This is a genomic window from Streptococcus sp. FSL L8-0526 (assembly GCF_038007145.1).
Classification (GTDB): Bacteria; Bacillota; Bacilli; order Lactobacillales; family Streptococcaceae; genus Streptococcus; species Streptococcus thermophilus.
In genome coordinates this window covers 340769-361102 of the sequence record NZ_JBBOWP010000001.1, presented here as the reverse complement: position 1 = coordinate 361102, position 20334 = coordinate 340769, and the positions used below count along the sequence as shown (strand labels likewise).

22 protein-coding genes and 3 pseudogenes are annotated in these 20334 nt (G+C 34.3%); 16 read left to right on the top strand and 9 right to left on the bottom strand.

Annotation, left to right across the window (positions count from 1 at the left end; genetic code table 11):
- Together hisS and NSQ85_RS01960 are read right to left on the bottom strand one after the other, a co-directional pair.
- Complete coding sequence (hisS, locus tag NSQ85_RS01965; protein WP_340781045.1) at window positions 1-1281, bottom strand: histidine--tRNA ligase; 1281 nt, start codon at window positions 1279-1281, stop codon at window positions 1-3.
- 308 nt (window positions 1282-1589) lie between these two features.
- A pseudogene (locus tag NSQ85_RS01960) lies at window positions 1590-2702 on the bottom strand (vitamin B12 independent methionine synthase).
- A gap of 229 nt (window positions 2703-2931) precedes the next feature.
- On the opposite strand from NSQ85_RS01960, the gene rpmF reads away from it, so the two are divergent.
- Window positions 2932-3114: a 50S ribosomal protein L32 gene (gene rpmF, locus NSQ85_RS01955; protein ID WP_340781043.1), complete on the top strand. Its 183-nt coding sequence runs from the start codon at window positions 2932-2934 to the stop codon at window positions 3112-3114.
- A gap of 15 nt (window positions 3115-3129) precedes the next feature.
- Complete coding sequence (gene rpmG / locus NSQ85_RS01950; protein ID WP_002262412.1) at window positions 3130-3279, top strand: 50S ribosomal protein L33; 150 nt, start codon at window positions 3130-3132, stop codon at window positions 3277-3279.
- A gap of 577 nt (window positions 3280-3856) precedes the next feature.
- Here rpmG and NSQ85_RS01945 read toward each other — a convergent pair.
- The 6 genes from NSQ85_RS01945 to NSQ85_RS01920 all read right to left on the bottom strand — a co-directional run bounded on the left by NSQ85_RS01945 (window position 3857) and on the right by NSQ85_RS01920 (window position 8390).
- A complete protein-coding gene (locus tag NSQ85_RS01945; RefSeq protein WP_024404754.1) occupies window positions 3857-4213 on the bottom strand; it encodes a hypothetical protein in 357 nt (118 codons plus the stop codon).
- 303 nt (window positions 4214-4516) lie between these two features.
- Window positions 4517-5227: a class I SAM-dependent methyltransferase gene (locus tag NSQ85_RS01940; protein WP_024404755.1), complete on the bottom strand. Its 711-nt coding sequence runs from the start codon at window positions 5225-5227 to the stop codon at window positions 4517-4519.
- Entirely contained in the window at window positions 5205-5909 is a 705-nt protein-coding gene (locus tag NSQ85_RS01935) for a methyltransferase domain-containing protein (RefSeq protein WP_024404756.1), read from the bottom strand. The genes NSQ85_RS01940 and NSQ85_RS01935 overlap by 23 nt, the downstream gene beginning before the upstream one ends.
- Window positions 5910-5951: 42 nt before the next feature.
- A complete protein-coding gene (gene gap / locus NSQ85_RS01930) occupies window positions 5952-6965 on the bottom strand; it encodes a type I glyceraldehyde-3-phosphate dehydrogenase (protein WP_340781040.1) in 1014 nt (337 codons plus the stop codon).
- Window positions 6966-6989: 24 nt separating this feature from the next.
- A complete protein-coding gene (locus NSQ85_RS01925) occupies window positions 6990-7466 on the bottom strand; it encodes an S-ribosylhomocysteine lyase (RefSeq protein WP_340781038.1) in 477 nt (158 codons plus the stop codon).
- Window positions 7467-8390 (bottom strand): DMT family transporter, encoded by a 924-nt coding sequence (locus NSQ85_RS01920; protein WP_024404758.1) that lies wholly within the window; start codon window positions 8388-8390, stop codon window positions 7467-7469.
- A gap of 126 nt (window positions 8391-8516) precedes the next feature.
- Between NSQ85_RS01920 and NSQ85_RS01915 the strand changes: the two genes are divergently transcribed.
- From NSQ85_RS01915 to NSQ85_RS01875, 9 genes and pseudogenes are all read left to right on the top strand, one after another.
- A complete protein-coding gene (locus NSQ85_RS01915; protein ID WP_024404759.1) occupies window positions 8517-8990 on the top strand; it encodes an RrF2 family transcriptional regulator in 474 nt (157 codons plus the stop codon).
- A pseudogene (locus NSQ85_RS01910) lies at window positions 8983-10146 on the top strand (MFS transporter). The gene NSQ85_RS01915 and the pseudogene NSQ85_RS01910 overlap by 8 nt, the downstream one beginning before the upstream one ends.
- A gap of 347 nt (window positions 10147-10493) precedes the next feature.
- Window positions 10494-11882: a hypothetical protein gene (locus NSQ85_RS01905; RefSeq protein WP_024404760.1), complete on the top strand. Its 1389-nt coding sequence runs from the start codon at window positions 10494-10496 to the stop codon at window positions 11880-11882.
- 281 nt (window positions 11883-12163) lie between these two features.
- Window positions 12164-12478: a hypothetical protein gene (locus NSQ85_RS01900; protein WP_024404761.1), complete on the top strand. Its 315-nt coding sequence runs from the start codon at window positions 12164-12166 to the stop codon at window positions 12476-12478.
- On the top strand, window positions 12479-13564 hold the full coding sequence (locus NSQ85_RS01895) for a cell division protein FtsK (protein WP_024404762.1): 1086 nt from the start codon (window positions 12479-12481) through the stop codon (window positions 13562-13564).
- 54 nt (window positions 13565-13618) lie between these two features.
- On the top strand, window positions 13619-14176 hold the full coding sequence (locus NSQ85_RS01890) for a hypothetical protein (protein ID WP_340781036.1): 558 nt from the start codon (window positions 13619-13621) through the stop codon (window positions 14174-14176).
- Window positions 14177-14366: 190 nt separating this feature from the next.
- Window positions 14367-14957 carry a replication protein gene (locus tag NSQ85_RS01885; RefSeq protein ID WP_024404764.1) on the top strand — a complete coding sequence of 197 codons (591 nt, stop codon included), beginning with the start codon at window positions 14367-14369 and terminating at the stop codon, window positions 14955-14957.
- Window positions 14944-15201 carry a MerR family transcriptional regulator gene (locus NSQ85_RS01880; RefSeq protein WP_024404765.1) on the top strand — a complete coding sequence of 86 codons (258 nt, stop codon included), beginning with the start codon at window positions 14944-14946 and terminating at the stop codon, window positions 15199-15201. Before NSQ85_RS01885 ends, NSQ85_RS01880 begins: the two co-directional genes overlap by 14 nt.
- 87 nt (window positions 15202-15288) lie before the next feature.
- A complete protein-coding gene (locus tag NSQ85_RS01875; RefSeq protein WP_024404766.1) occupies window positions 15289-16554 on the top strand; it encodes a tyrosine-type recombinase/integrase in 1266 nt (421 codons plus the stop codon).
- A 300-nt stretch (window positions 16555-16854) separates the two neighbouring features.
- Here NSQ85_RS01875 and NSQ85_RS01870 read toward each other — a convergent pair whose 3' ends face one another.
- Window positions 16855-17124, bottom strand: coding sequence for a hypothetical protein (locus NSQ85_RS01870; RefSeq protein WP_065972693.1), 270 nt, complete (start codon window positions 17122-17124; stop codon window positions 16855-16857).
- Between the two features lie 350 nt (window positions 17125-17474).
- Between NSQ85_RS01870 and NSQ85_RS01865 the strand changes: the two genes are divergently transcribed.
- From NSQ85_RS01865 to NSQ85_RS01845, 5 genes and pseudogenes are all read left to right on the top strand, one after another.
- Window positions 17475-18619, top strand: a protein-coding gene (locus NSQ85_RS01865) for an IS3 family transposase (RefSeq protein WP_179970608.1) whose coding sequence is annotated in 2 segments (ribosomal slippage) — window positions 17475-17736 and window positions 17736-18619 — 1146 coding nt in all. Because the reading frame shifts where the segments join, the coding sequence is not laid out codon by codon here.
- Window positions 18620-18661: 42 nt separating this feature from the next.
- Window positions 18662-18997: pseudogene (amaP, locus tag NSQ85_RS01860) on the top strand (alkaline shock response membrane anchor protein AmaP); the annotation flags it as partial.
- Between the two features lie 12 nt (window positions 18998-19009).
- Window positions 19010-19180: a DUF2273 domain-containing protein gene (locus NSQ85_RS01855; RefSeq protein ID WP_006531447.1), complete on the top strand. Its 171-nt coding sequence runs from the start codon at window positions 19010-19012 to the stop codon at window positions 19178-19180.
- Between the two features lie 14 nt (window positions 19181-19194).
- Entirely contained in the window at window positions 19195-19770 is a 576-nt protein-coding gene (locus tag NSQ85_RS01850; protein WP_180482317.1) for an Asp23/Gls24 family envelope stress response protein, read from the top strand.
- Window positions 19771-19842: 72 nt separating this feature from the next.
- Window positions 19843-20046, top strand: coding sequence for a CsbD family protein (locus tag NSQ85_RS01845; protein ID WP_154454818.1), 204 nt, complete (start codon window positions 19843-19845; stop codon window positions 20044-20046).
- The last annotated feature ends 288 nt before the right edge of the window (window positions 20047-20334 follow it).

Below are 20334 nucleotides of genomic sequence, written 5' to 3'. Positions count from 1 at the left end.
CTACTTTTCTAACTGTTTGAGGACTGTTGCGAAGTTTGTAGTTAGCTCTTCAAAACTTACGGTAACTTCCTCACGAGTAGCATTATTTTTGACCTTAACCACACCTGACTCCACTTCACTCTCACCTAATGTGATAACAGTCTTGGCTTTGAAGGTATCTGCTGACTTAAACTGTGCCTTAATCTTACGTCCAAGGTAATCACGTTCAGCTTTAAATCCTTGGTAGCGGATGGATTGAACTAACTCAAGAGCTTTGCCATTAGCGCCCGAACCAAGTACTGCAATGTAGACATCAAGACTTTCTTCTACCGGAAGTTTAATGCCTTGCTTATCAAGAACCAAAAGCAAGCGTTCTAAACCAAGTCCAAAACCAAATCCAGCTGTTTCTGGACCACCGAAATATTCAACCAAACTATCATAACGACCGCCCGCACAGATTGTTAACTCAGACTTGTCAATAGTGGTAATAAATTCAAAAATCGTGTGGTTATAGTAATCCAGACCACGTACCATATTGGTATCAATCACATATGGAATGTTAAGACTATCGAGCATGGCACGCACTTCATCAAAGTAAGTTTGACTTTCTTCATCTAAATAATCAAGGATAGATGGAGCATTTTCAACTGCAACCTTATCTTCTTTTTCTTTTGAATCAAGTACTCGCAAAGGATTTTCTTCCAAACGGCGTTGGCTATCTTTTGACAAACTCTCGCGCATTGGTGTCAAATAGTCAATCAAGGCCTGACGATAAGCCAGACGACTGTCAGTATTTCCAAGACTATTCAAATGAAGAGTAACATCCTTAATGCCAAGCGTATTAAAGAGTTGGTAGGCCATGGCAATTGTTTCAACATCTGTTGCTGGATTTTTTGAGCCAAAGCACTCTACACCTAGTTGGTGGAACTCGCGCAAGCGTCCTGCTTGAGGACGTTCATAACGGAACATTGAGCCAATATAATAAACTTTAACAGGTTTTTGGACCTCTGGCGCAAAGAGTTTGTTTTCTACATAAGAGCGTACAACCGGTGCTGTTCCTTCTGGGCGGAGTGTAATATGACGGTCTCCCTTATCATGAAAATCATACATTTCCTTAGTAACGATATCAGTTGTATCACCTACCGAACGTGAAATGACCTCGTAATGTTCAAACATAGGCGTACGAATTTCACCATAATTGTATTTTTTAAATGTTTCACGTGCAACATTCTCCACGTACTGCCATTTGGCACTATCCCCAGGTAAAATATCCTGCGTTCCCTTAGGTTTTTGAAGTTTCATAATGATGATACAGGTCTCAAATAGACCTGCCCTCCTTTTCCGTTATTACAGATATAATCACTCTATTCTATCATAATTTACATAGCTTTTGGGAAATGGTGCAGGTTTTTTCAACGTAAGAAAGAAATAGACCTCTGGGTATATATAATGGTCAAGCTTACTCATCAACAAACAAGTAGTGAAATTATTAGGAGCTCTCCTTTTCCCAAAAAACTGTAGAATTCTTTGTTTTGTCTCTTTATCTTCCACGAAACTTTTTTTGCTATTAAAAATAGGACAGGCTTACCCCATCCTATACACTCTTTCTATTATAACCAAACCTTATCAGTAATAGTTTTAATCAATTGCAATTTATTCCACTCGTCTTGCTCAGTCAAGATATTACCTTCTTCAATTGAGGCAAAACCACATTGAGTTGAGATTCCAAGATTCTTAAGTGGTACAAGTTCAGCCGCTTCATGGATACGAGCAATGACAGCATCTACATCTTCCAAAACTGGATCCTTAGAAGTAATCACACCAAGTACCAATTCAACATGATCACGGTTATTCCAAATCGTTGGAAGTGGTGCGAAGCTAGCCGAACGCGCATCATCATATTCCAAGAAGAAGATATCATAGTTCAATTGACCAAGATATTTAGCTACTGAATCATAGCCACCTTCAAAAAGATAAGTTTATTTAAAGTTCCCACGACAAATATGAGTAGCCAAAGTCAAATCTTCTGGAAGACCTTCCAAAGCTTTATTAATAGTGTATACATCATCCTCAGCAATTTTTGCCAACTCAGCTGTTTTCTCAGGATTATTTTTTTCATTCTCAAACTGTTGAATCAAATACCCCCAAGTTGTATCATCCAATTGCACATAACGTGCACCCAAATCGTAGAAATGTTGGATGGTATCATGGTAAGCTTTAGCCAAAGCATCAAGGAAATCAGCCCATGAATCATAGTAATCTGCATAAAGATCACTACGGTGGTCACGTTTAATGATGAGTGATGGACTTGGAATAGTTACTTTTGGAGTGATTCCTTCAGGAGTCACTGATTTAAGATATTCAAAGTCGTGATAGAAAGGATGGTTGGGATTTTCGGCAATTTTACCGTTGATACGGACGTTGGTTGTACGTGTCTTGGCACCATGGAATTTGTATGAATCTTCTTGTTGGTAAGCTTCAAAACCAGTTAGGTTCTATAGGAAATCAAGGTGCCACCAAGAACGACCAAATTCACCATCAGAAACGACTTGAAGACCATTTTCTACCTCATGGTGAACCAATTCCTTAACCAATTCATCTTGTACTTTCAGTAATTCTTCTTGCGAAATCTCACCATTGGCAAATTTTTCACGTGCTTCTTTTAGAGCTTGTGGACGAAGGTAAGAACCAACATGATCAAAATGATAATGTACTTTACTCATAGTTATTTACTCCTTTTTATTCTTTCACTTAATGTTATAATAAGCCTATTCTAGCACTTTCCGTTATAGCTGTGAAATATGTATTTACTATCATTCTATATAACTTTTAACTATATATATTGATAAAAAGTTTTTGTCAAGTAACTTTACTTTACAATAAAGATATGTTATTCTGTTATAGTTGATTTAAAATCAAGAACATAACTATTAATTCGGAGGAAATAAAGAAATGGCAGTACCTGCACGTCACACTTCAAAAGCGAAGAAAAACAAACGTCGTACACACTACAAATTGACTGCTCCATCAGTACAATTTGACAAAACAACTGGAGATTACTCACGTTCACACCGTGTATCACTTAAAGGATACTACAAAGGACGTAAAATCGCTAAAGCTGCATCAGCTGAATAATAGAAGGGAGATACCATGCGCGTAAATATTACACTTGAACACAAAGAATCTGGTGAACGCTTGTACCTTACTTCAAAAAACAAACGTAACACTCCAGACCGTCTTCAATTAAAAAAATACTCACCAAAATTGCGTAAACATGTAATCTTTACTGAAGTTAAATAATAGGTCATTACACGTCAGTTGACGTTTAAAACCTTGATTTTATGCGGTTATTGAATTTTCGAATTTCAGTATATTGCATTAAAAATCAACCAAATGACTACATTTTTGACTACATTTTTTTGTGAAATAAAATTAGAAATTTGGATATTCAAAAACACTCTAGCATTATTGTTAGAGTGCTTTTTTAGTATGAAGTTTTTTCAATATGAGAGCTTTAAAAACACAATAAACATATATAGTAGCATTACTAAACTTTTTATAACACCTACTCTGTTTTAATAAGATTGCCACTATCAAATTTATAACTCTGTGATACCAAATTTGATTCATAATGATGTTCTACTAAATAATAATGATATTGGGAAACTCATTTATAATATTAAGCCAATATCCTATCTGAGTCCTTTTTAGTTATATGCGAAAACATTTTGTCTAGTAATAATAAAGGTTAGATATAAAACTTATATATGACCTTATTCTTTTAATACGCTAAGTATTCGATTCTAAATTCTTTTTTGTATGAATTGTTATTAAGAAAGCTAGCTTCTTCCTTTTGAAATGGCTCTAAGCATAACCTTTACCAACTAAAATTTCTAAGATTATCTTGGACTACTTGTATAGAATCATCACTAATTTTATTTCTTTTCTGTGTTTCACTATCTAATGATTTTAGATATACAATATAAATATCAACTAAGCGATTATATTCATATGTACTAAGCCTTTTCATTTGCCCATGGATAAATTCGGTAGCTAAATCAAATTTTTCATCAATAATAAGTTGGTTGAGATAATCATTTCCATTTATTGTTCGCCCCTCTTCATCCTCTACAACACCTAAATCAATTAAAATGGTCTCTAGTTTAAAAACCTTTCCAATCATATTAGCTGTGCCTCTTATTTGACTCAATAACCAATCATTATTAAATACCATATGTAAGTCCTCCCAAATTTTAATGCTATTTCACTATATTATTGATATGTTTTATTCAAAATACAGCCAATTTCAAATCAGTTATAAAACTATGGCTTTCAGGGTCATGGTAACAAATTATTCCTCTTTTTGCAAACGTTTTCTTTTTGTGCACACTGACGTGACACAAGTTTTACTCCATAAATTGGTTATTATAGAAGCAGATTTAGATAATAAAAAGGACTGAATCCTACTCAATGCAAATTCAGTCCCTTTTATGCTAATGGTTTTATCATCTATTTGATTAAGGATAGTAATAGAAAATTATTTTTTAAATTGTCCAAACCAGAAACCATTTTCACGAATAAATTTTTCAGAGCCAAATGCTCTAGTGTGTTCTGAAGCTACTTCTAAATTTTCTTTATATAAAGGATATAATAAGGTTGTCAATTCAGCAGAAGTATACACCTTCTCTATCATATCATCAATCTTTCTCTTTATATATCCTTTTTCAAGTAGATTAGGATCATCGTATGCATCGATAAACTTTCCCTCTTTACGTGCTGCTAAGAAGAAAAATACCCCTCCACTCTTCAATATTCGATAAACTTCCGAAAAATATTTCCCTCTCTCTTCATCATCTACAATAAATGTAATAGGAGACATGATATCAAAAACACAATTGAAGTAATTATCAGGGAAAGGAATTCCCTCCCCAACATTACATTTCTTTAATTCAAGTAAGCCATCATTAACTGGTCCTATCAGTGTCTCTGAACATTTATCAATAGCTGTTTGAGTTAAATCAATTCCAAAGTATTGCTCGGAAAAATCATTTTCAATAAGATATTTAAGATTACGGCCAAAACCGCACCCAATTTCTAGTGTTCGTGTTGGTAAGTTACTCTGAAAAATATCACTTTGAAAAGAGAATATTCTCTTTATTGCATAATTTGGTTCTATCCTTGTTTTTTTATTTTGTGAATTTTTATGTAGTAATTCCCATTTGCTATTATTTGAAGCATAAGTATCCATTAAATTCTCCATATTTCATTACTGTCGTAATATGTGAAAAGCCTACACTAGATAAAAGACATCGATTTTCAGAATGTGTATTTGTAACCATCGTTCCTTCCAAACTAAATTGCTTTGACAGAACTTCTTCAGGAGAAAAGCCATGGTCTATCTTAAACTTCATATATGATGAAGCCATGAGTTTATAAATTTTAGGATCCAATGGAAGCTCTTTTTCAAATAGAATAAATCCACCTCCAGGCACTAGTGAATCATAAATTTTTTGAATAACTTCTTTACGTTTGGAAATTGGAATAAATTGTAAAAAATAGTACCCAACAATTAGATTAGCTGACAGCATATTCACATTTTCAATTGAATCATTGATGTATTCAATTTCCGTATCATCCTTACTTTGCGCTACTTCTATCATTTCTTTTACAGGTTCTATTCCATAAAAGGTTATATTATTTTTGTCATGGTGACGCCAATATAACTTCTTTATTAACGTTCCTGTTGAACTTCCAATTTCATAACAAATAGAATTATCTTTTAGAAAGAAATCACTTAAGTAACAAATAAGTTCGTGACCTTCTTCATACAATGGAACGGATAATTTTACATGATCATCAAAATGTTTAGCTACACCATTATAAAATGACCATTGTCCATTAACCAATTTTATATCATTACCTACTTCCATTGGATACCTCCTATTTAATCAACTGCCTTAATCTCTTTGTTACTACTTGGCGATACTAGCAAAGTAATTCAGCGTACGAACCAACTGAGCTGTAAAGCTCATTTCATTATCATACCAAGCTACTGTCTTGACAAGATAGTTTTTACCATCTGTCGTAACCTCTGTCTGAGTAGCATCAAAAATTGAACCATGAGTATCTCCTATAATGTCACTAGAAACAATCAAATCATCATTATAGGCAAAACTTTCATTTTGTGCAGCTTTCATTGCGGCGTTCACCTCATCAACAGTCACTGGTGTCTTTACAAGACTAACAAGTTCTGTGAGAGAACCTGTAGGAGTTGCAACACGTTGTGCATGACCCTTAAGTAAACCATCTAATTCTGGAATAACAAGTCCGATAGCTTTTGCAGCACCAGATGAGGTTGGAACTGTATTTACTGCGGCTGCTCTTGCACGTCGTAAATCTCCTTTGCGATGAGGAGCATCAAGAGTCATTTGATCTCCAGTATAGCTATGAATTGTTGTCATAGTACCAACAAATATTCCAAACTTTTTATTTAAAGTATCAGCCATAGGAGCTAGGCAATTTGTTGTACATGAACCTGGTGAAATTACTGTTTCCTCACCAGTTAAAGTTTTATGATTTACATTAAATACAACAGTTTTTACATCATTTCCACCTGGTGCTGTAATGATTACTTTCTTTGCCCCACCATTTTTATGGAGATGTTTTTCTGCTTTTTCTTTCGTTGCAAAGAAACCTGTTGCTTCTAGCACAATATCTACACCAGATGAAGCCCAATCAATTTTTTCAGGGTTAGGCTCACTTGTTACTTTAATAAACTTGTTGTTGATAATAAAGCCATCTTCTTTTACATCAATTGTTCCATCAAATTTTCCTTGTGTACTATCATATTTTAAAAGATGAGCCAACATTTTTGAATCAGTTAAATCATTAACATGTGTTACTTCAATATTTTCAAGCGTTTGAATACGACGTAAGGTTAAACGACCAATACGACCAAAACCATTAATTCCAACTTTAACTACCATTTTATTTTCCTCCTTGATAAATAACTATACAATTTTACGTAAAAATGGATCACTTGATATTCCCTGTCTCAAAATCTGTTTTCCCCATTCCTTTGCTGTAAAAAGTGAATGATCTCTATAATTACCACATTGTCTTTCTGAAATACCAGGAACATTTTCCCAACGGAATCCATCACTTACCATTTCTTTTAGAGATTCTTTTATCACTAAAGCAATTTCTTCTGATGTGTGATTTCCCCAAATAATAAGATGAAATCCTGTTCGACATCCGAATGGAGAAAAATCTATTACTCCATTGATAGGATCTCTAATAAGACTGGCAAGAGAGTGTTCAATAGTATGAATTCCCCCACTCGGAATAGCATTTTGATTAGGTTGAACAAGTCTTACATCAAAATTACTAATAGAATCTCCTTTCTCTCCAACTTGTGTATCAATTTTGCGAACATACGGAGCACGAACTTTAGTATGATCTAATTCGAAACTTTCTACTTTTGCCATTTAATCACCTCCTGTATCAGGTATACTTTTATTGACCAAAATTAATGAAAATGTTATCAATATTCCACCTATTACTAAGCCTAGCGTAAAATGATCGTGCAGACCAATCATTGAAAAAATTGTAGAGAATAGTGGAACTAAGAATAAAAAACTACTTGCACTAGTAGCACCTCCTTGTTTTAGGCTATGAAACCACAGCCCAAAGGAGCCGATAGATGCTGGCAAAATTAACCAAATAAAGCAAAACCAACCAGTTGTATCAATCTGTGTCAAATTATAATGCTCATGTAGAAATGTCGAAATTACAAACATTCCTATACCACCTATAAGAAGTTGCCATCCTGTAAACACCCATGAACCTTGATCAAAAGGAACTCGCTTAGTAATGACCGTATTAATAGACCAGCAAAATGAACCAAGAAGTGCAAAAAAAGCACCTACGCTAAACGCTGTTTTATCTAGCCCTAAACATAGAATTACTCCCATAATTCCTAAAAATAATGATAAAATTTTCCATTTATTAAGCTTGTCGTTTAAAAGAAAATGTGCCAAAATTGCTAACCACAGAGGATTAGTAAATAAAATAATTGAGGACATTGAGGAAGATAAACCCTTAGACATTGCAAGATTTAAAAAACCCATAGTACCAGTTGTCTGTAAAATTCCTATAACGGTTACTAGAAGAAAACCGCTGGTTACCTTGCCATTACTTTTAGGTATAACTTTAGATACCCCTTTAGTAAGAAGAGTAAGTAATAACATTAAAATACCCGCGCTAATAAATCTCCAACTTCCAATCAGAAAAGGCGGGGCATGGTTTAGTGAAATTAAATACTTGCCCGTTGGAAATGATGACCCCATAAAAATAGTTGTTAGAGTAATACTAAGCAAAAACGAAACTCTTGACGACTTTTTAAAATTCAATTTTATCCTCCTTTCTCTCTTTACAAGGTATCTATAAAGAGTTATAATATAAAAAGATATAATCTCTAATAGAGATATCGAATATCTCTATTAGAGATTATAGAACTTTTGTAGGAGGATGTCAACATGAAATTATCATCTGGTTGGGAACAATCAGTATATGTTCTTTTAATATTATCTCAGTTACCAGATAACAAAACAATAAACTCTCAAGCATTAAGTTTGCGATTAGGGACCTCACATTCATATTTAAAAAAAATAATAAAACTTCTAGTAAATGAGGGGCTAATCACTTCTATTCCTGGAAAATATGGTGGTTTTTCATTAGCAAAGTCTCTGGAGGAGATAACTTTTTATGATGTTTTTATTGCTATTGAAGGACGAGGAAAAATCTTTGCTAGTCAACAGCTATTAAAAAAATTTTTAGGTGAAAACGAAGGGAAAAAAGCACAAAAATGTGCAATTACTGATTCACTTGATATTATCGAAAATACCTTAGTCACAACACTCTCTTCAATTTCCTTAGCTCAGGTTTTCAATCAAATAAGTTCAAATTATAATTTAGATGAACTAAGAGAATGGGTAAAAAATAATGTGTAACGCAAACAGACAAAATCGTGCTCTCATCTTAGGAACTTTAGCCATGATAATAACTTTTATGAGTTGGTCAAGTTTTGGTGTACTAATTAATAATATTAATTTGGTTGTCAGCATGAGTCAAAGTCAACAAAAAGTTTTAGTTGCCTTTCCAGTTTTACTAGGATCATTGTTCCGGATACCAATTGGGTACCTAAGCGATAGGTATGGAGGTAAAAGAATTTATATCATCCTATTTCTATTAACTTTACTTCCTCTATTCACTTTATTTTTTATCTTTCTTTATTTTCATCCCACCTATCCAATACTATTAATTTTATCAACGTTTATCGGTATATCTGGAGCCTCCTTCTCAGTCTCCACCTGATACGTGAGTAGCTATTTTTCTGAGAAAGAACAAGGGAAAATTTTAGGAATTGTTGGGGTTGGTACTGTTGGAAATGCCATAGGAGCTGTCTTCTTGCCAGCTATTGCCCAATTTTTTCATTCAGTAGCAGCTGCATTTCTTTTCTTAATAGTAATAACACTAGTTTTCTTAATTTTATTTATAGCCTTAGCAGATGAAACAGATTCACATCAAATTAAAAGCACAAGAAAACCTGGGATAAATCAGAAACTTATTTTATTCATTTTGTCTCTCTCCTGCGTACTATCATCAGGAGCATTTGTTACTTTTAGTAATCTTATCCCTGTTCTAGTTGGCTCTTCATCAATATTTCATCTGAGTGCCATATTATCTGGGGTTCTAAGCGCAGTCTTTTCAATTTTTACTGTCATTTCAAGGCCTCTTGGAGGAGAACTCTCTGATAAATATAATCCCAAATTTTTACTAATGGCTGGATTAATTTCCCTTTGTCTTTGCGATATACTTTTAGCAATTACTTCTACTAATTTAATTGTATTCATACTCTTTTTATTAATATATGGTTTATTAATTGGACTAGGAAATGGATTTGTTTTTAGATTAGTGGCTCTTTATTTTCCAAATGAAATTGGTATAACATCAGGTATCGTTGCAGCAATGGGAAGCTTAGGAGGATTTGTTTTTCCAATAATCTTTTCAATGTTAAAAACATCTGCACAAGGATTCATATCTATGGCAATTTTTTCAATCCTAACTATTGTATTCACTTATGTATTTTTTATCCAAGAGAAGTAGACTAACTGATTTGCTTGACCCTCTGAAAATATTAATTCATTGGTAGTCTCTATATTCTACCTTATAAAATATAAAATTTTAGATAACTTATGACACTATTAATAATTTGAACCGGCTTATTCCTAAAGGATTATTATAAACTTAAAAATTTCAATCAATAATCCTAAGTACTATCTATACCTTAATTTTTGATAAGAAAAAACTTGTAAAGTATACCGTGAAACAGCTAGTATGCGCTTAGTCTCTATTAACCCCAATATTCCAGATTAATTAGTTCCTTATGAGGACTATTGGTTACTGTTATGCCTTTAACATGATACTATTTTTTTAAATGGAGGATAAATTTTATGGCATTTAATTTTGAAACTGAACTGGTCGAGTCTATTTCTAACCGCTGCTGTAATTTGAGGAGTAATAGTTCCTTTAATCAAGATGATATAGCTGATAAAGGAGCAATTAGTCGGATTGAAAACGCAAAATATAGCCCAGGTGATAATTTTATATCTCATACGGTTTTAGAAAGTTATGAATTAGCTTTTAATGTAACTAAAGAAGAAATTATATTTGGGTCAGCTCAAGAATTAGAAGAGCTATTGTTTGACTTTTTTGACGATATGTTTCGGCTTGTAGCTAGAAGGGACCTTACAGTTGATTTGGATAGATATAAAAAAGGTGCATTTAGTCCACTCGATATCAAACTTCAAAAAGCAGTAATTTCCTTGGCAAACTACTTTGCAGAATATAATTTACAAAGGTATAACTTTTTAAAAACAGACGAATTGTTTATGGACTGTGTTAATAAACAATGGGATAAAACTGTTTTTATTGGTGGTAAACCATATAATATAGGTAGGATTTGCTATACAGGGCCTATCAACGAAGACACGGTTATTGATATAGATGATATGGAAGAAAAACTATGGCTAATTTGCTGTGAGAAATTTACACTTTCATTCCGTAATTACTTGAAAAACAACTTGTTCAATAATTTTAAGTACTCTTCCTTGAATAAAACTATTTATCAATGGGTTGACGAAGAATTTATAAACGTTATTGTGCCTGAAATTGCTAAAAAACTCAAAAGCAATAGCATTTTCAAGATAGGTATCTTAGTCCATAATTTGATTGATGATTTTCTAAATGAAGACTTACCTGAATCTTATCAAACAACAATTCCCCTTCAAATTGAACGTCCAGCTGGCTTTGAAATAGGTATTGATAATGATTTAGAAAGATATCATATTGATACTGTTGAACAACAACAGGAACGTGCAAAAATTATTGATACCTTAATGAGAACAGGTAAAGTATTGGATGCTACTGAAGAAGAAATAGAAAGTTATAACAAACTAGGAATTCAAATTGAAAGAAGACCCGAACATATTGAAACAAAAGAGGTAGACATTGATGCAATCATAGACCAAGCGATAATATCAAGAAACTGGGGAAAAACAACATCACTACCACTTCCTTCTATTGAAATGGGACCAATTGTAAAAACTTCTGATTTTGACTCATTTGAAGATATGAGAAAATTTTATGATGATTGGTTTGACTTTATTCACTTCACCCACATCAATATTCCAGGCTATTTTACAGTAAATAGCCAAATCATTAATAGATGGCAAAGTCGATTAAACGTAGAAGTTAGAGAAGCCATGGAAACATTTATCATCATTCAAAATAACTTATTGAGACTTGTCACGAAAGATGAGTTAAGACGATTTTCAAAATAGGGAGCTGACTGATTTTAATCAGTCAGTCTTTTTGTCTTCAGTCTGAACCACCCGTTCTCACGGGTGGTTTTGATTTTATTATCAAAGTTGTCAAAACGGTTGTTAAAAATAAAAAAATAAACAACTCCATATCCAAACGCTATAATCGAGGATAAGATACTATATAGTTATCAAAGTTACAGCAAAACTTTGATGGTTAACGGTTAGCTAGCTGCGCAATTAGTCTAACCCACTTCATCAGGAAGTTGCTGATTCCTGATACACTCTGAAAGGAAAATGTTATGAAAACGAATAATCGTAAAGGTGGCTACTCAGCCAATACCGCTAATGACTATATTGACCACAAACAAGCCATCTACTGCTTAAGCACCGAACTGGAAGCCCAAATTAAATTTGAGGACGGGCAACCAACGGGGGAGATTATCGCCTATAAAGCTTGGTTTACACAAAAGGGACTACCGCCTTTTCAAGTGAAGTTTCCATCTGAGGTAGCTCTTCCTGATTATATGGCTGTGGTTACTTTTGACACCCTTGAAGCCTGTGAAGTAGGCTATAATGTCTACTTCCGTGCCCAAAACCTTAAGGAGGTCAACTAGATGATGCCACTATCTCAAAAAGCCTTGGGACAGTATCTCCTGCAGAGCCTAAACATGGCGTTAGGCTCGCTCATGCAGGGGGAAACGTCCTATACCAATTCATTTACCATCACGATTTTTGAAGATGGCTTTGTGTTTATCCCACGGTTACCAGCAGGCTACCTGATTGATGATGACCTCTATCAAAAGATTTTCTTAATCGCTAACGCTGCTCTCTATCCTCGCTACACGCTACTTAAGCAAAATTCAGCCTACTTTATCGCTCTTGATACCGATGACATTCATGTGCAACGTGGTCTCTTCTTCCCGTGGAAAAAAGGGATTTCAGAGCGCCTTGTCATTCCTGATTTAGAAGCCTTTGCTAGTCATCAAAAAGGAAAGACCATCCCCATTATGAAAAACCTCACCATTGACTACGATAAGGTAACACACCTAGCGATTGCTGGAAACTCTGGCTCTGGTAAGTCCTATGCACTGACCTATTTTCTCAGCTTACTCAAAAGTATGTCGGAATTAATCCTTGTTGACCCTAAATTTGATACCCCAAGTCGCTGGGCACGTGAAAATGCGATTCCCGTCATTCATCCCCAACAAAATCGCTCCAAATCAGATTTTGTGTCGGAAATCAATGAAAGCTTAAGTGATTGCCTTAATCTCATTCAAAAGCGTCAAGCCATTCTCTACGATGACCCAGACCATGCTTTTGACCACTTGACGATTGTCATTGATGAAGTCTTAGCGCTTTCCGAAGGGGTGAATAAAGCTATTAAAGAGTCCTTCTTTTCTCTTCTATCTCAGATTGCGCTCTTAGGACGAGCGACAAAAGTCCATTTATTACTCGTTAGCCAACGCTTTGACCATACCTCTATTCCGATTTCCGTGCGAGAACAATTGAATGTCCTGATTCAAATTGGAAATGTGTCTAAAAAGACGGTTCAATTTCTCTTCCCAGACTTAGACCCTGAAGGAATTGTCATTCCCATCGGTAAAGGGACAGGACTTATTCAAATCATTGACAACGAGCACCCCTATCAGGTGTTGCCCCTCCTTTGCCCAACTTATTACACAAAGAAAGGGATTTTATAAATGAGAAGAACTTTCTTTCAGCTCACATTTAATCTTGTCCTAGGTCTTATTTCTATGAGTCTCTTTGGTTTTCTTCTGAAATCTAGTTTAACCATGATAAACCATTCTATTGATGTCAATGACTTAGCAAATTTTGCTCTCTTTTCTTGGCTTCAAGCCAAGCTAACCCTCATTAGTCCCTATGTTGATAGGTTCACCAAATTAACAGGGGCAATAGCGCTTAGCTGTCTGGCTTTTGAGGGACTTCATCGAATTGTCAACGACTCTCTGTGGAATTACCTCACCTCCATTTATCAAACCTTAAGGCTGCGACAGTTTTTAAAACAAGACAACCAGTTTGAACCGCTGTTAACAGCTGACACCCAAACTGTGACACATACTAACCCGATCTTAAAAGTTTTTAACCAGTCTGTTTCCAAATGTGTTGTGGATATCCGAAAAGAAACTGTAACGGTGTTATTACGCCTTCCAAGAACGCAACAAGCTCAGAAAGTGTTAAAAGAAATGGAAGAAGATATCAAAGAAGAGATTGCCAATCGTTATCCTCATTACTATTTCTCAGCGCCTAATCGGGTAGGCAATCAGCTCTGGTTTATCGGAACAAGGCGGTAAGGAAAAGGTAGGGCTTGGTTCACGAAGTGAAGACCAACTGCCCTACCTTTTTAAAAGTCACTAACGGTATCATGGGGCTACTACGACCCCCATGATACCAATAATCAATAATCACGATTTTTTGAAAAACTACCAAAATCACCTAAAAATTCTCCTGATAGATAAACCAATAGAAACGAGGTAACTGCCTATGGCAAAAGAAAAACGTTCTAACAAATGGGCTTTCTTACTCTACCAAGAAAGTACCCCTGACAATTATTTAGACATTCTGGAAGACATGCACATCCCCTTTGTCCTCAGTCCTTGGCATGATAAAGATGTTAATAAAGAGACTGGCGAATTCAAAAAGGCTCACAAACACGGTGCTCTCTACTTCGATTCCCTGAAAAGCTACTCCCAAGTTTCGGAGTTAGTAACGAAGCACCTAAACACTCCAGCACATGTGGAAGTGATTATGTCTCCTAAAGGCATGTATGACTATTTCACCCATGCCGAAAACCCTGAAAAAACTCTTTATGATATCAATGATATTGAATCAGGTTGTGGCTTTGATTTAGACAAATTTCTAATCACTAATAACTCAGATGACTTTCTGACACTAGTGATTGATATTATTGAAGAGCACAACTTCTTGGAATTTAACAGCTTAGTTCATTATGCACGGACAGAAAACCCAAAATTACTAAGCTTAATCATGGATAAGACTTACTTTTTCGCCAAGTATCTAGACTCAAGAAGGTATGATAAAAACGAAAGGAAGTGTAGACATGGCAAATCTTGAACTCAGTAAATTATCACAAATAGAACAATTACTAAATTGCTTATTGGCATTAGCAAAACAAAATCAAAACAGACAAAACTTAACCATTGTTACTCAAAAGGAACTACTAAATATCCTTCAAATCTCTCCAAATACCTTGAAATCATGGGAGAGAACAGGACTTAATAGACTTGAACCTCCCATAGAAGGGACAAGAACAGTCTATTATAAAATGGAAGATGTTATAAAATATTTAACTCCTTAACAATATTTATGCTAAAATAAGGCTATCACACTAAATATGTGAAGGTGTTATTTTAGCCTTTTGAATATCCAAATCAAAGAAGGCTATATGCAAAAAGAAATTATTATTCATAATAACAGGAAAGTCACTAAAACTACTAAGAATAATGGTACTATTAGTTACACTCAAAGAGGTGTTTATTTAGGTATAGACATCAAAACTGGCAAAAAGGTAACCTCATCAATTACCGCAAAAACCTTACGAAGTCTTGACCGAAAAATCACTCAGGCAAAATTAGATTTTGAAGCAAACGGCTCAACCTTAAAAGAGACTGCCGCTATTAACACTTTTGAAGAGTTAGCTGAAGCATGGTTCTCTAGTTTTATCACGTGGGTATCATCACAAAATACGATTAATCGTGTTAGAAATTATCTTGATACCTATATTATCCCCAAATTTGGTGATTATAAACCAGAAGAAATAAAATCAGCTGATATTCAAATTTGGGTAAATCAACTAGCAAGAAATTCAAAATTATCTGTTGAATCTGGCGTAAAAAAATCAAAAAAAGGCTGTGCTAAAGATTTTGGAGCTGTTTTACACAAATTAAGTGATATTTTTGATTTTGGTATCACTAATTTTGAATTAGGTCATAATCCTGCAAATACCGTTAAAGTTCCCCCGAAACCCAAGTCTACTAAAAAAAGAATTATGGTTCTCCATGATAAAGAGTTAACAATATGGCTATCCTTTCTGGAGACTCTTCCAAATACAAGAGCTAATCGAAGATTTAAAGTCATTTGCGATACCTTGCTAGCTTCTGCACTTCGGATTAATGAGCTTCTTGCTTTAGATATCCAAGACTTGGATTTTGAAAGCTGTGAGATTGTTGTTAATAAAACTTTAGTCTGGAAAGCTGGCAATCGTAAACTTGGCGTACGTGGGGAAATTCTTTGCAAAAATACTCCCAAAACAGACGCTGGCAATCGAAGAGTGCCTGTTCCTCATGAAACACTCCAAAATTTAAAGGATTTCCATAATGAAATGAACCTTTATTTCGATAAGCACGAATTACCTAGAACAAATTTAATATTCCCAACCATTTATGGAAACTATATGTGTGATAGGAATGAACGAGCAACACTTAAAAAGCGACTTACCGAACTAGGGCTACCTGACTATGGTTTTCACCTTTTTAGACACACCCATGCTTCTTTAATGTTGAATGCTGGAGCTAATTGGAAAGAACTTCAAACAAGAATGGGGCACAAATCTATTAAGACAACAATGGATACTTATGCCGAATTAGCACCTAAAAAGAAAGCTGAAGCTGTTGATATTTATCTCAAACAAATAGCTAAGCTTACTAGTTAATTATATGACTACATTTTTGACTACATTTAATATTGTAAAATCTATAAACCTTGATATAACAGTGTTTATGACGCGCTAAAATAACATTTCCGAACCTTTACTGAGGTGAAATAAAGATTCAATACGAATCAATAGAAAAGAAAAACGCTGATTTCAAGCGTTTTTTTCTTTTTGTCAAACTCTATATATTGAACTGTATTTCAATTCAATCTCTACCTTTTTCTCTACCTTTTTCTTAATTGATTTCTGTTCATAATAAGCCAAGTCAACTTAACCTTGTTTAAATGATAGCAATACATCTTATCTAATACTTTTCCTGTAATTACTATACTCGGTTAATGTCATAATTGACAAATTTCCAGTTTTATCTTCAACGATATACAAATCATTTAGACCTTCATTGCTATTGTTATCGAGAATACATTTTGCTTCGATAATTTTTTCTATGGACTCCTGTAGTCCATAGTCAGGAATATCGCATGGCACTTCTAGATATATTGTTCCTTTATCGGTATTAGATTTAATGGTCAGTTTAGCAGGTTTTTCATTTTGTTTAGCATCAAGTATCACTACGTTCTTTTTTTTATTTTAGAAATAATCTTAATAATAATATCTTTCAAAATATCTACACATAGAGCTATTTCAAGTTCATTTAAAAAGTCATTATTAACCAATATCTCAATAAAAGAATAGAACGAAGCTTGAATCTAATCATCCCTAAGGAAAGCAACTTCAATATCATTACTTTTTAATCGTTCTTGAATTTCTAACTGTTCGTCAACTGTAAAAAGATCTGGAGCTTTAATTAGTATTCCCTTTGTCATAAATACCCTTCCTTGGATTAATGACCTGATATAATTAAGTTGTAACACCTGTGTATAGTTTGGTAAAATACATACATAATCCAAGGAGATGTTACAATGACAAACAATCGTTACGAGCCTGAGCTCAAACAAAAGGTTCTTCGCCTCTATCTGGAAGAGGGACGAACCAAGAAAAGCCTGACCGAAGAATATAATCTTGGACAAGGCACGCTGACATACTGGTTACAGCAATACCGCAAAGAATGCGATAACAGCCCAACAAAACGGGAAGAATCTGATTCATACGAAGTTGCAAAAAAGCTACGCAAAGAAATTGAAGAACTCAAAAAGGAAAATGATTTTTTAAAAAAAGCGGCAGCATTCTTTGCGAAGGAAATCGATTAGCTCAGTACCAGTTCATCCAGAAATATCAACAGACATTTGGGGTCAGATGGCTTCTTAGAAGAATGAACATCTGTCCAAATGCTTACTATAATTATCTTAAAAACAAAAAACATGCTTATCGTCAGGAAAAGGCAGAGATTCAACGTAAAATTGTTGAAATCTACCACCGCGAAAATGGAGTTCCTGGATACCGAATGATGAACGATTATCTTAAGGGTATCGGAAGCATTCGTTCAGATCTAACAATACATCATTTTATGAATGAATTGGGCTTACGTTCCATCACACGTCGAAAGAAACCAAACTATGTAAAAGGAACTGCCAATAAAATCTTTCCAAACCTTCTGAATAGGGAATTTGATGTAAAAGAACCCAATAAAATATGGTGTACTGATTTTACATATTTAACTCGTCCAGATGGAACAATGCGTTACAATTGCACGATTATAGACCTTTGCGGTCGTGAAGTGGTTGCATCATTAAACAGCAGTCATATCGATACTGAATTGGCAAAGGAAACCTTGAAAATCGCACTAGAACGTCGAAAACCAGCAAAAGGAATTATCCTGCATTCTGATCAAGGGCGTCAATTTACTGCAAAAGAATTCAATAAATTTTGTGATAAAAACTATGTCCAACAAAGTATGAGCAAAGCAGGCTGTCCATATGACAATGCCGTTATGGAAAGATTCTACAATACGCTCAAACACGAATTCTATTATCTCTACATGTTTGATTCAAATGACATTCTTGACCAAAAGCTCTATGAATTCGTTTATGGGAAATATAATCACGTAAGACCACATCGTGCAAACGGTGGACTTACACCTTATGCTGCACGATGTCGTGCAGCGTAAGAAATTTTATACACTAGTGTTACAAAAATGCTTGACTAGGTCAAATATTTAGAGATTCAGTTACCTGATGTCGATGGGAACCTAAAATTAAAAAATTCAGCTATTGAAGGATTTGTACGTTGTGTGGTTGCTAATCACAATTTTATAAAGGATCCTACTATTAAGGTAGACTGTCGTAAGAATAAATGTTTAGTTCACGTAGAAGGACAGATGCTTCCATCAGACAACATTATTAAACGAACTCAAATAATTAAAGATGAGATAGCTGATGGATTGAAACAGTTTTTTGGAATGAATCATCGTGTAAAACTGTATATTTCTGTAAAAGAATACAAGCCTAAACCACCACGTAAAAAAACTGTTAGTCGTGTAAAGTAAGGAAGTAAAAAAATGGAATGGTTTAAAAAATACCAATATCTATTTCTTTCCGGATTGGCGGGTGCTATCTTAGCGTGCTTCATCCTATCCTATGGTTTTTTTAAGACTTTATTTGTCTTGATTTGCGCCACTCTAGGAGTTGGAATTGGGTATTATATTCAACAAAAACAATTATTTAAATAGTAAAGGTGATTTATATGTCAAATGTAGAACAAAAAGTAAAAGAAGTAAAAGAAGTAAAAGAAGTAAAAGGCGAATTGACCTATGAAGATAAAGTCATTCAAAAAATTATTGGTCTTTCTTTAGAGAATGTTCCAGGTTTACTGGATATTGATGGCGGCTTTTTCTCAAAACTAACTGGAAAACTTATCAATACTGATAACGTTGCAAGCGGAATCGATGTTGAAGTTGGTAAAAAGCAAGTTGCTGTGGATTTGAAAGCAGTTGTCGAATATCAAAAGAATATTCCTGAATTATACAAGAAAATCAAAGAGATTGTTGTTTCAGAAATTTCTAATATGACTAATTTGGAAGTGGTTGAAGTTAATGTAGATGTTGTTGATATCAAGACTAAAGAGCAACATGAAGCAGACTCAGTAAGCCTGCAAGATCGAGCAACTGGAGTTGTTGAATCAACAAGTAAATTTACTTCCGATAAGTTTGAAAGCGCAAAAGAGGGATTGAGTGATGGCTTCTCAGCTGCAAAGGAAAAAGTTAAAGGAGTTGCCGAAGATACCAAAGAGACTGCTAAAGCAGAACCAAGAGTTCACTAAATTCTTTTATGTCTAAAAAGGTTTAAAAACGTTCATTTTCAATAATCTAATTTCCCAATGGAGGGTAACACTATGTCAGTAGAAGAAAAACTTAATCAAGCTAAAGGTGCTATTAAAGAAGGTGTCGGAAAAGTAACTGATGATAAAAAGACCGAAAAAGAAGGAGCTGCTGAAAAAGGAGTTTCAAAAGTTAAAGAAGTTGCCAAAGATGCCAAAGATGCTGTTGAAGGAGCAATTGAAGGCGTTAAAAATATGGTTAAAAAGGACGATAAATAATTCTAAAATCGGTTGATTTTTTACTTAAAACATGGGATTACTCTACAAGAAATTTAAGGTTGTTGTAGTCCTAACTACTCACTTTTAAAACAACACCAAAAACTATGACAAATCCTTAACATTACAATATTAATCAGGTGAAAAATCAGCTTTCTTTAGATTACTTTTAGATCCTTTCTAACCTCATATGTATATTCCTTCTGATAGCAATAGCGCTCTAAAATCTGTAGTTTTGTTTAAACTATAGAAGCTAGAGTGCTTTTTATATTATTTTTAAAAAAATAAAAG

What these genes read in the sequence shown, in the direction of transcription:
- NSQ85_RS01885 (WP_024404764.1), top strand. Translation starts at nt 14,367, where the DNA reads ATGGCAAAAGAAAAACGTTCTAACAAATGGGCTTTCTTACTCTACCAA.
- NSQ85_RS01875 (WP_024404766.1), top strand. Translation starts at nt 15,289, where the DNA reads ATGCAAAAAGAAATTATTATTCATAATAACAGGAAAGTCACTAAAACT.
- NSQ85_RS01850 (WP_180482317.1), top strand. Translation starts at nt 19,195, where the DNA reads ATGTCAAATGTAGAACAAAAAGTAAAAGAAGTAAAAGAAGTAAAAGAA.
- NSQ85_RS01895 (WP_024404762.1), top strand. Translation starts at nt 12,479, where the DNA reads ATGATGCCACTATCTCAAAAAGCCTTGGGACAGTATCTCCTGCAGAGC.
- rpmG (WP_002262412.1), top strand. Translation starts at nt 3,130, where the DNA reads ATGCGCGTAAATATTACACTTGAACACAAAGAATCTGGTGAACGCTTG.
- NSQ85_RS01890 (WP_340781036.1), top strand. Translation starts at nt 13,619, where the DNA reads ATGAGTCTCTTTGGTTTTCTTCTGAAATCTAGTTTAACCATGATAAAC.
- NSQ85_RS01905 (WP_024404760.1), top strand. Translation starts at nt 10,494, where the DNA reads ATGGCATTTAATTTTGAAACTGAACTGGTCGAGTCTATTTCTAACCGC.
- NSQ85_RS01915 (WP_024404759.1), top strand. Translation starts at nt 8,517, where the DNA reads ATGAAATTATCATCTGGTTGGGAACAATCAGTATATGTTCTTTTAATA.
- NSQ85_RS01935 (WP_024404756.1), bottom strand. Translation starts at nt 5,909, where the DNA reads ATGGAAGTAGGTAATGATATAAAATTGGTTAATGGACAATGGTCATTT.
- NSQ85_RS01900 (WP_024404761.1), top strand. Translation starts at nt 12,164, where the DNA reads ATGAAAACGAATAATCGTAAAGGTGGCTACTCAGCCAATACCGCTAAT.
- gap (WP_340781040.1), bottom strand. Translation starts at nt 6,965, where the DNA reads ATGGTAGTTAAAGTTGGAATTAATGGTTTTGGTCGTATTGGTCGTTTA.
- NSQ85_RS01855 (WP_006531447.1), top strand. Translation starts at nt 19,010, where the DNA reads ATGGAATGGTTTAAAAAATACCAATATCTATTTCTTTCCGGATTGGCG.
- NSQ85_RS01880 (WP_024404765.1), top strand. Translation starts at nt 14,944, where the DNA reads ATGGCAAATCTTGAACTCAGTAAATTATCACAAATAGAACAATTACTA.
- NSQ85_RS01940 (WP_024404755.1), bottom strand. Translation starts at nt 5,227, where the DNA reads ATGGATACTTATGCTTCAAATAATAGCAAATGGGAATTACTACATAAA.
- rpmF (WP_340781043.1), top strand. Translation starts at nt 2,932, where the DNA reads ATGGCAGTACCTGCACGTCACACTTCAAAAGCGAAGAAAAACAAACGT.
- NSQ85_RS01845 (WP_154454818.1), top strand. Translation starts at nt 19,843, where the DNA reads ATGTCAGTAGAAGAAAAACTTAATCAAGCTAAAGGTGCTATTAAAGAA.
- hisS (WP_340781045.1), bottom strand. Translation starts at nt 1,281, where the DNA reads ATGAAACTTCAAAAACCTAAGGGAACGCAGGATATTTTACCTGGGGAT.
- NSQ85_RS01925 (WP_340781038.1), bottom strand. Translation starts at nt 7,466, where the DNA reads ATGGCAAAAGTAGAAAGTTTCGAATTAGATCATACTAAAGTTCGTGCT.
- NSQ85_RS01945 (WP_024404754.1), bottom strand. Translation starts at nt 4,213, where the DNA reads ATGGTATTTAATAATGATTGGTTATTGAGTCAAATAAGAGGCACAGCT.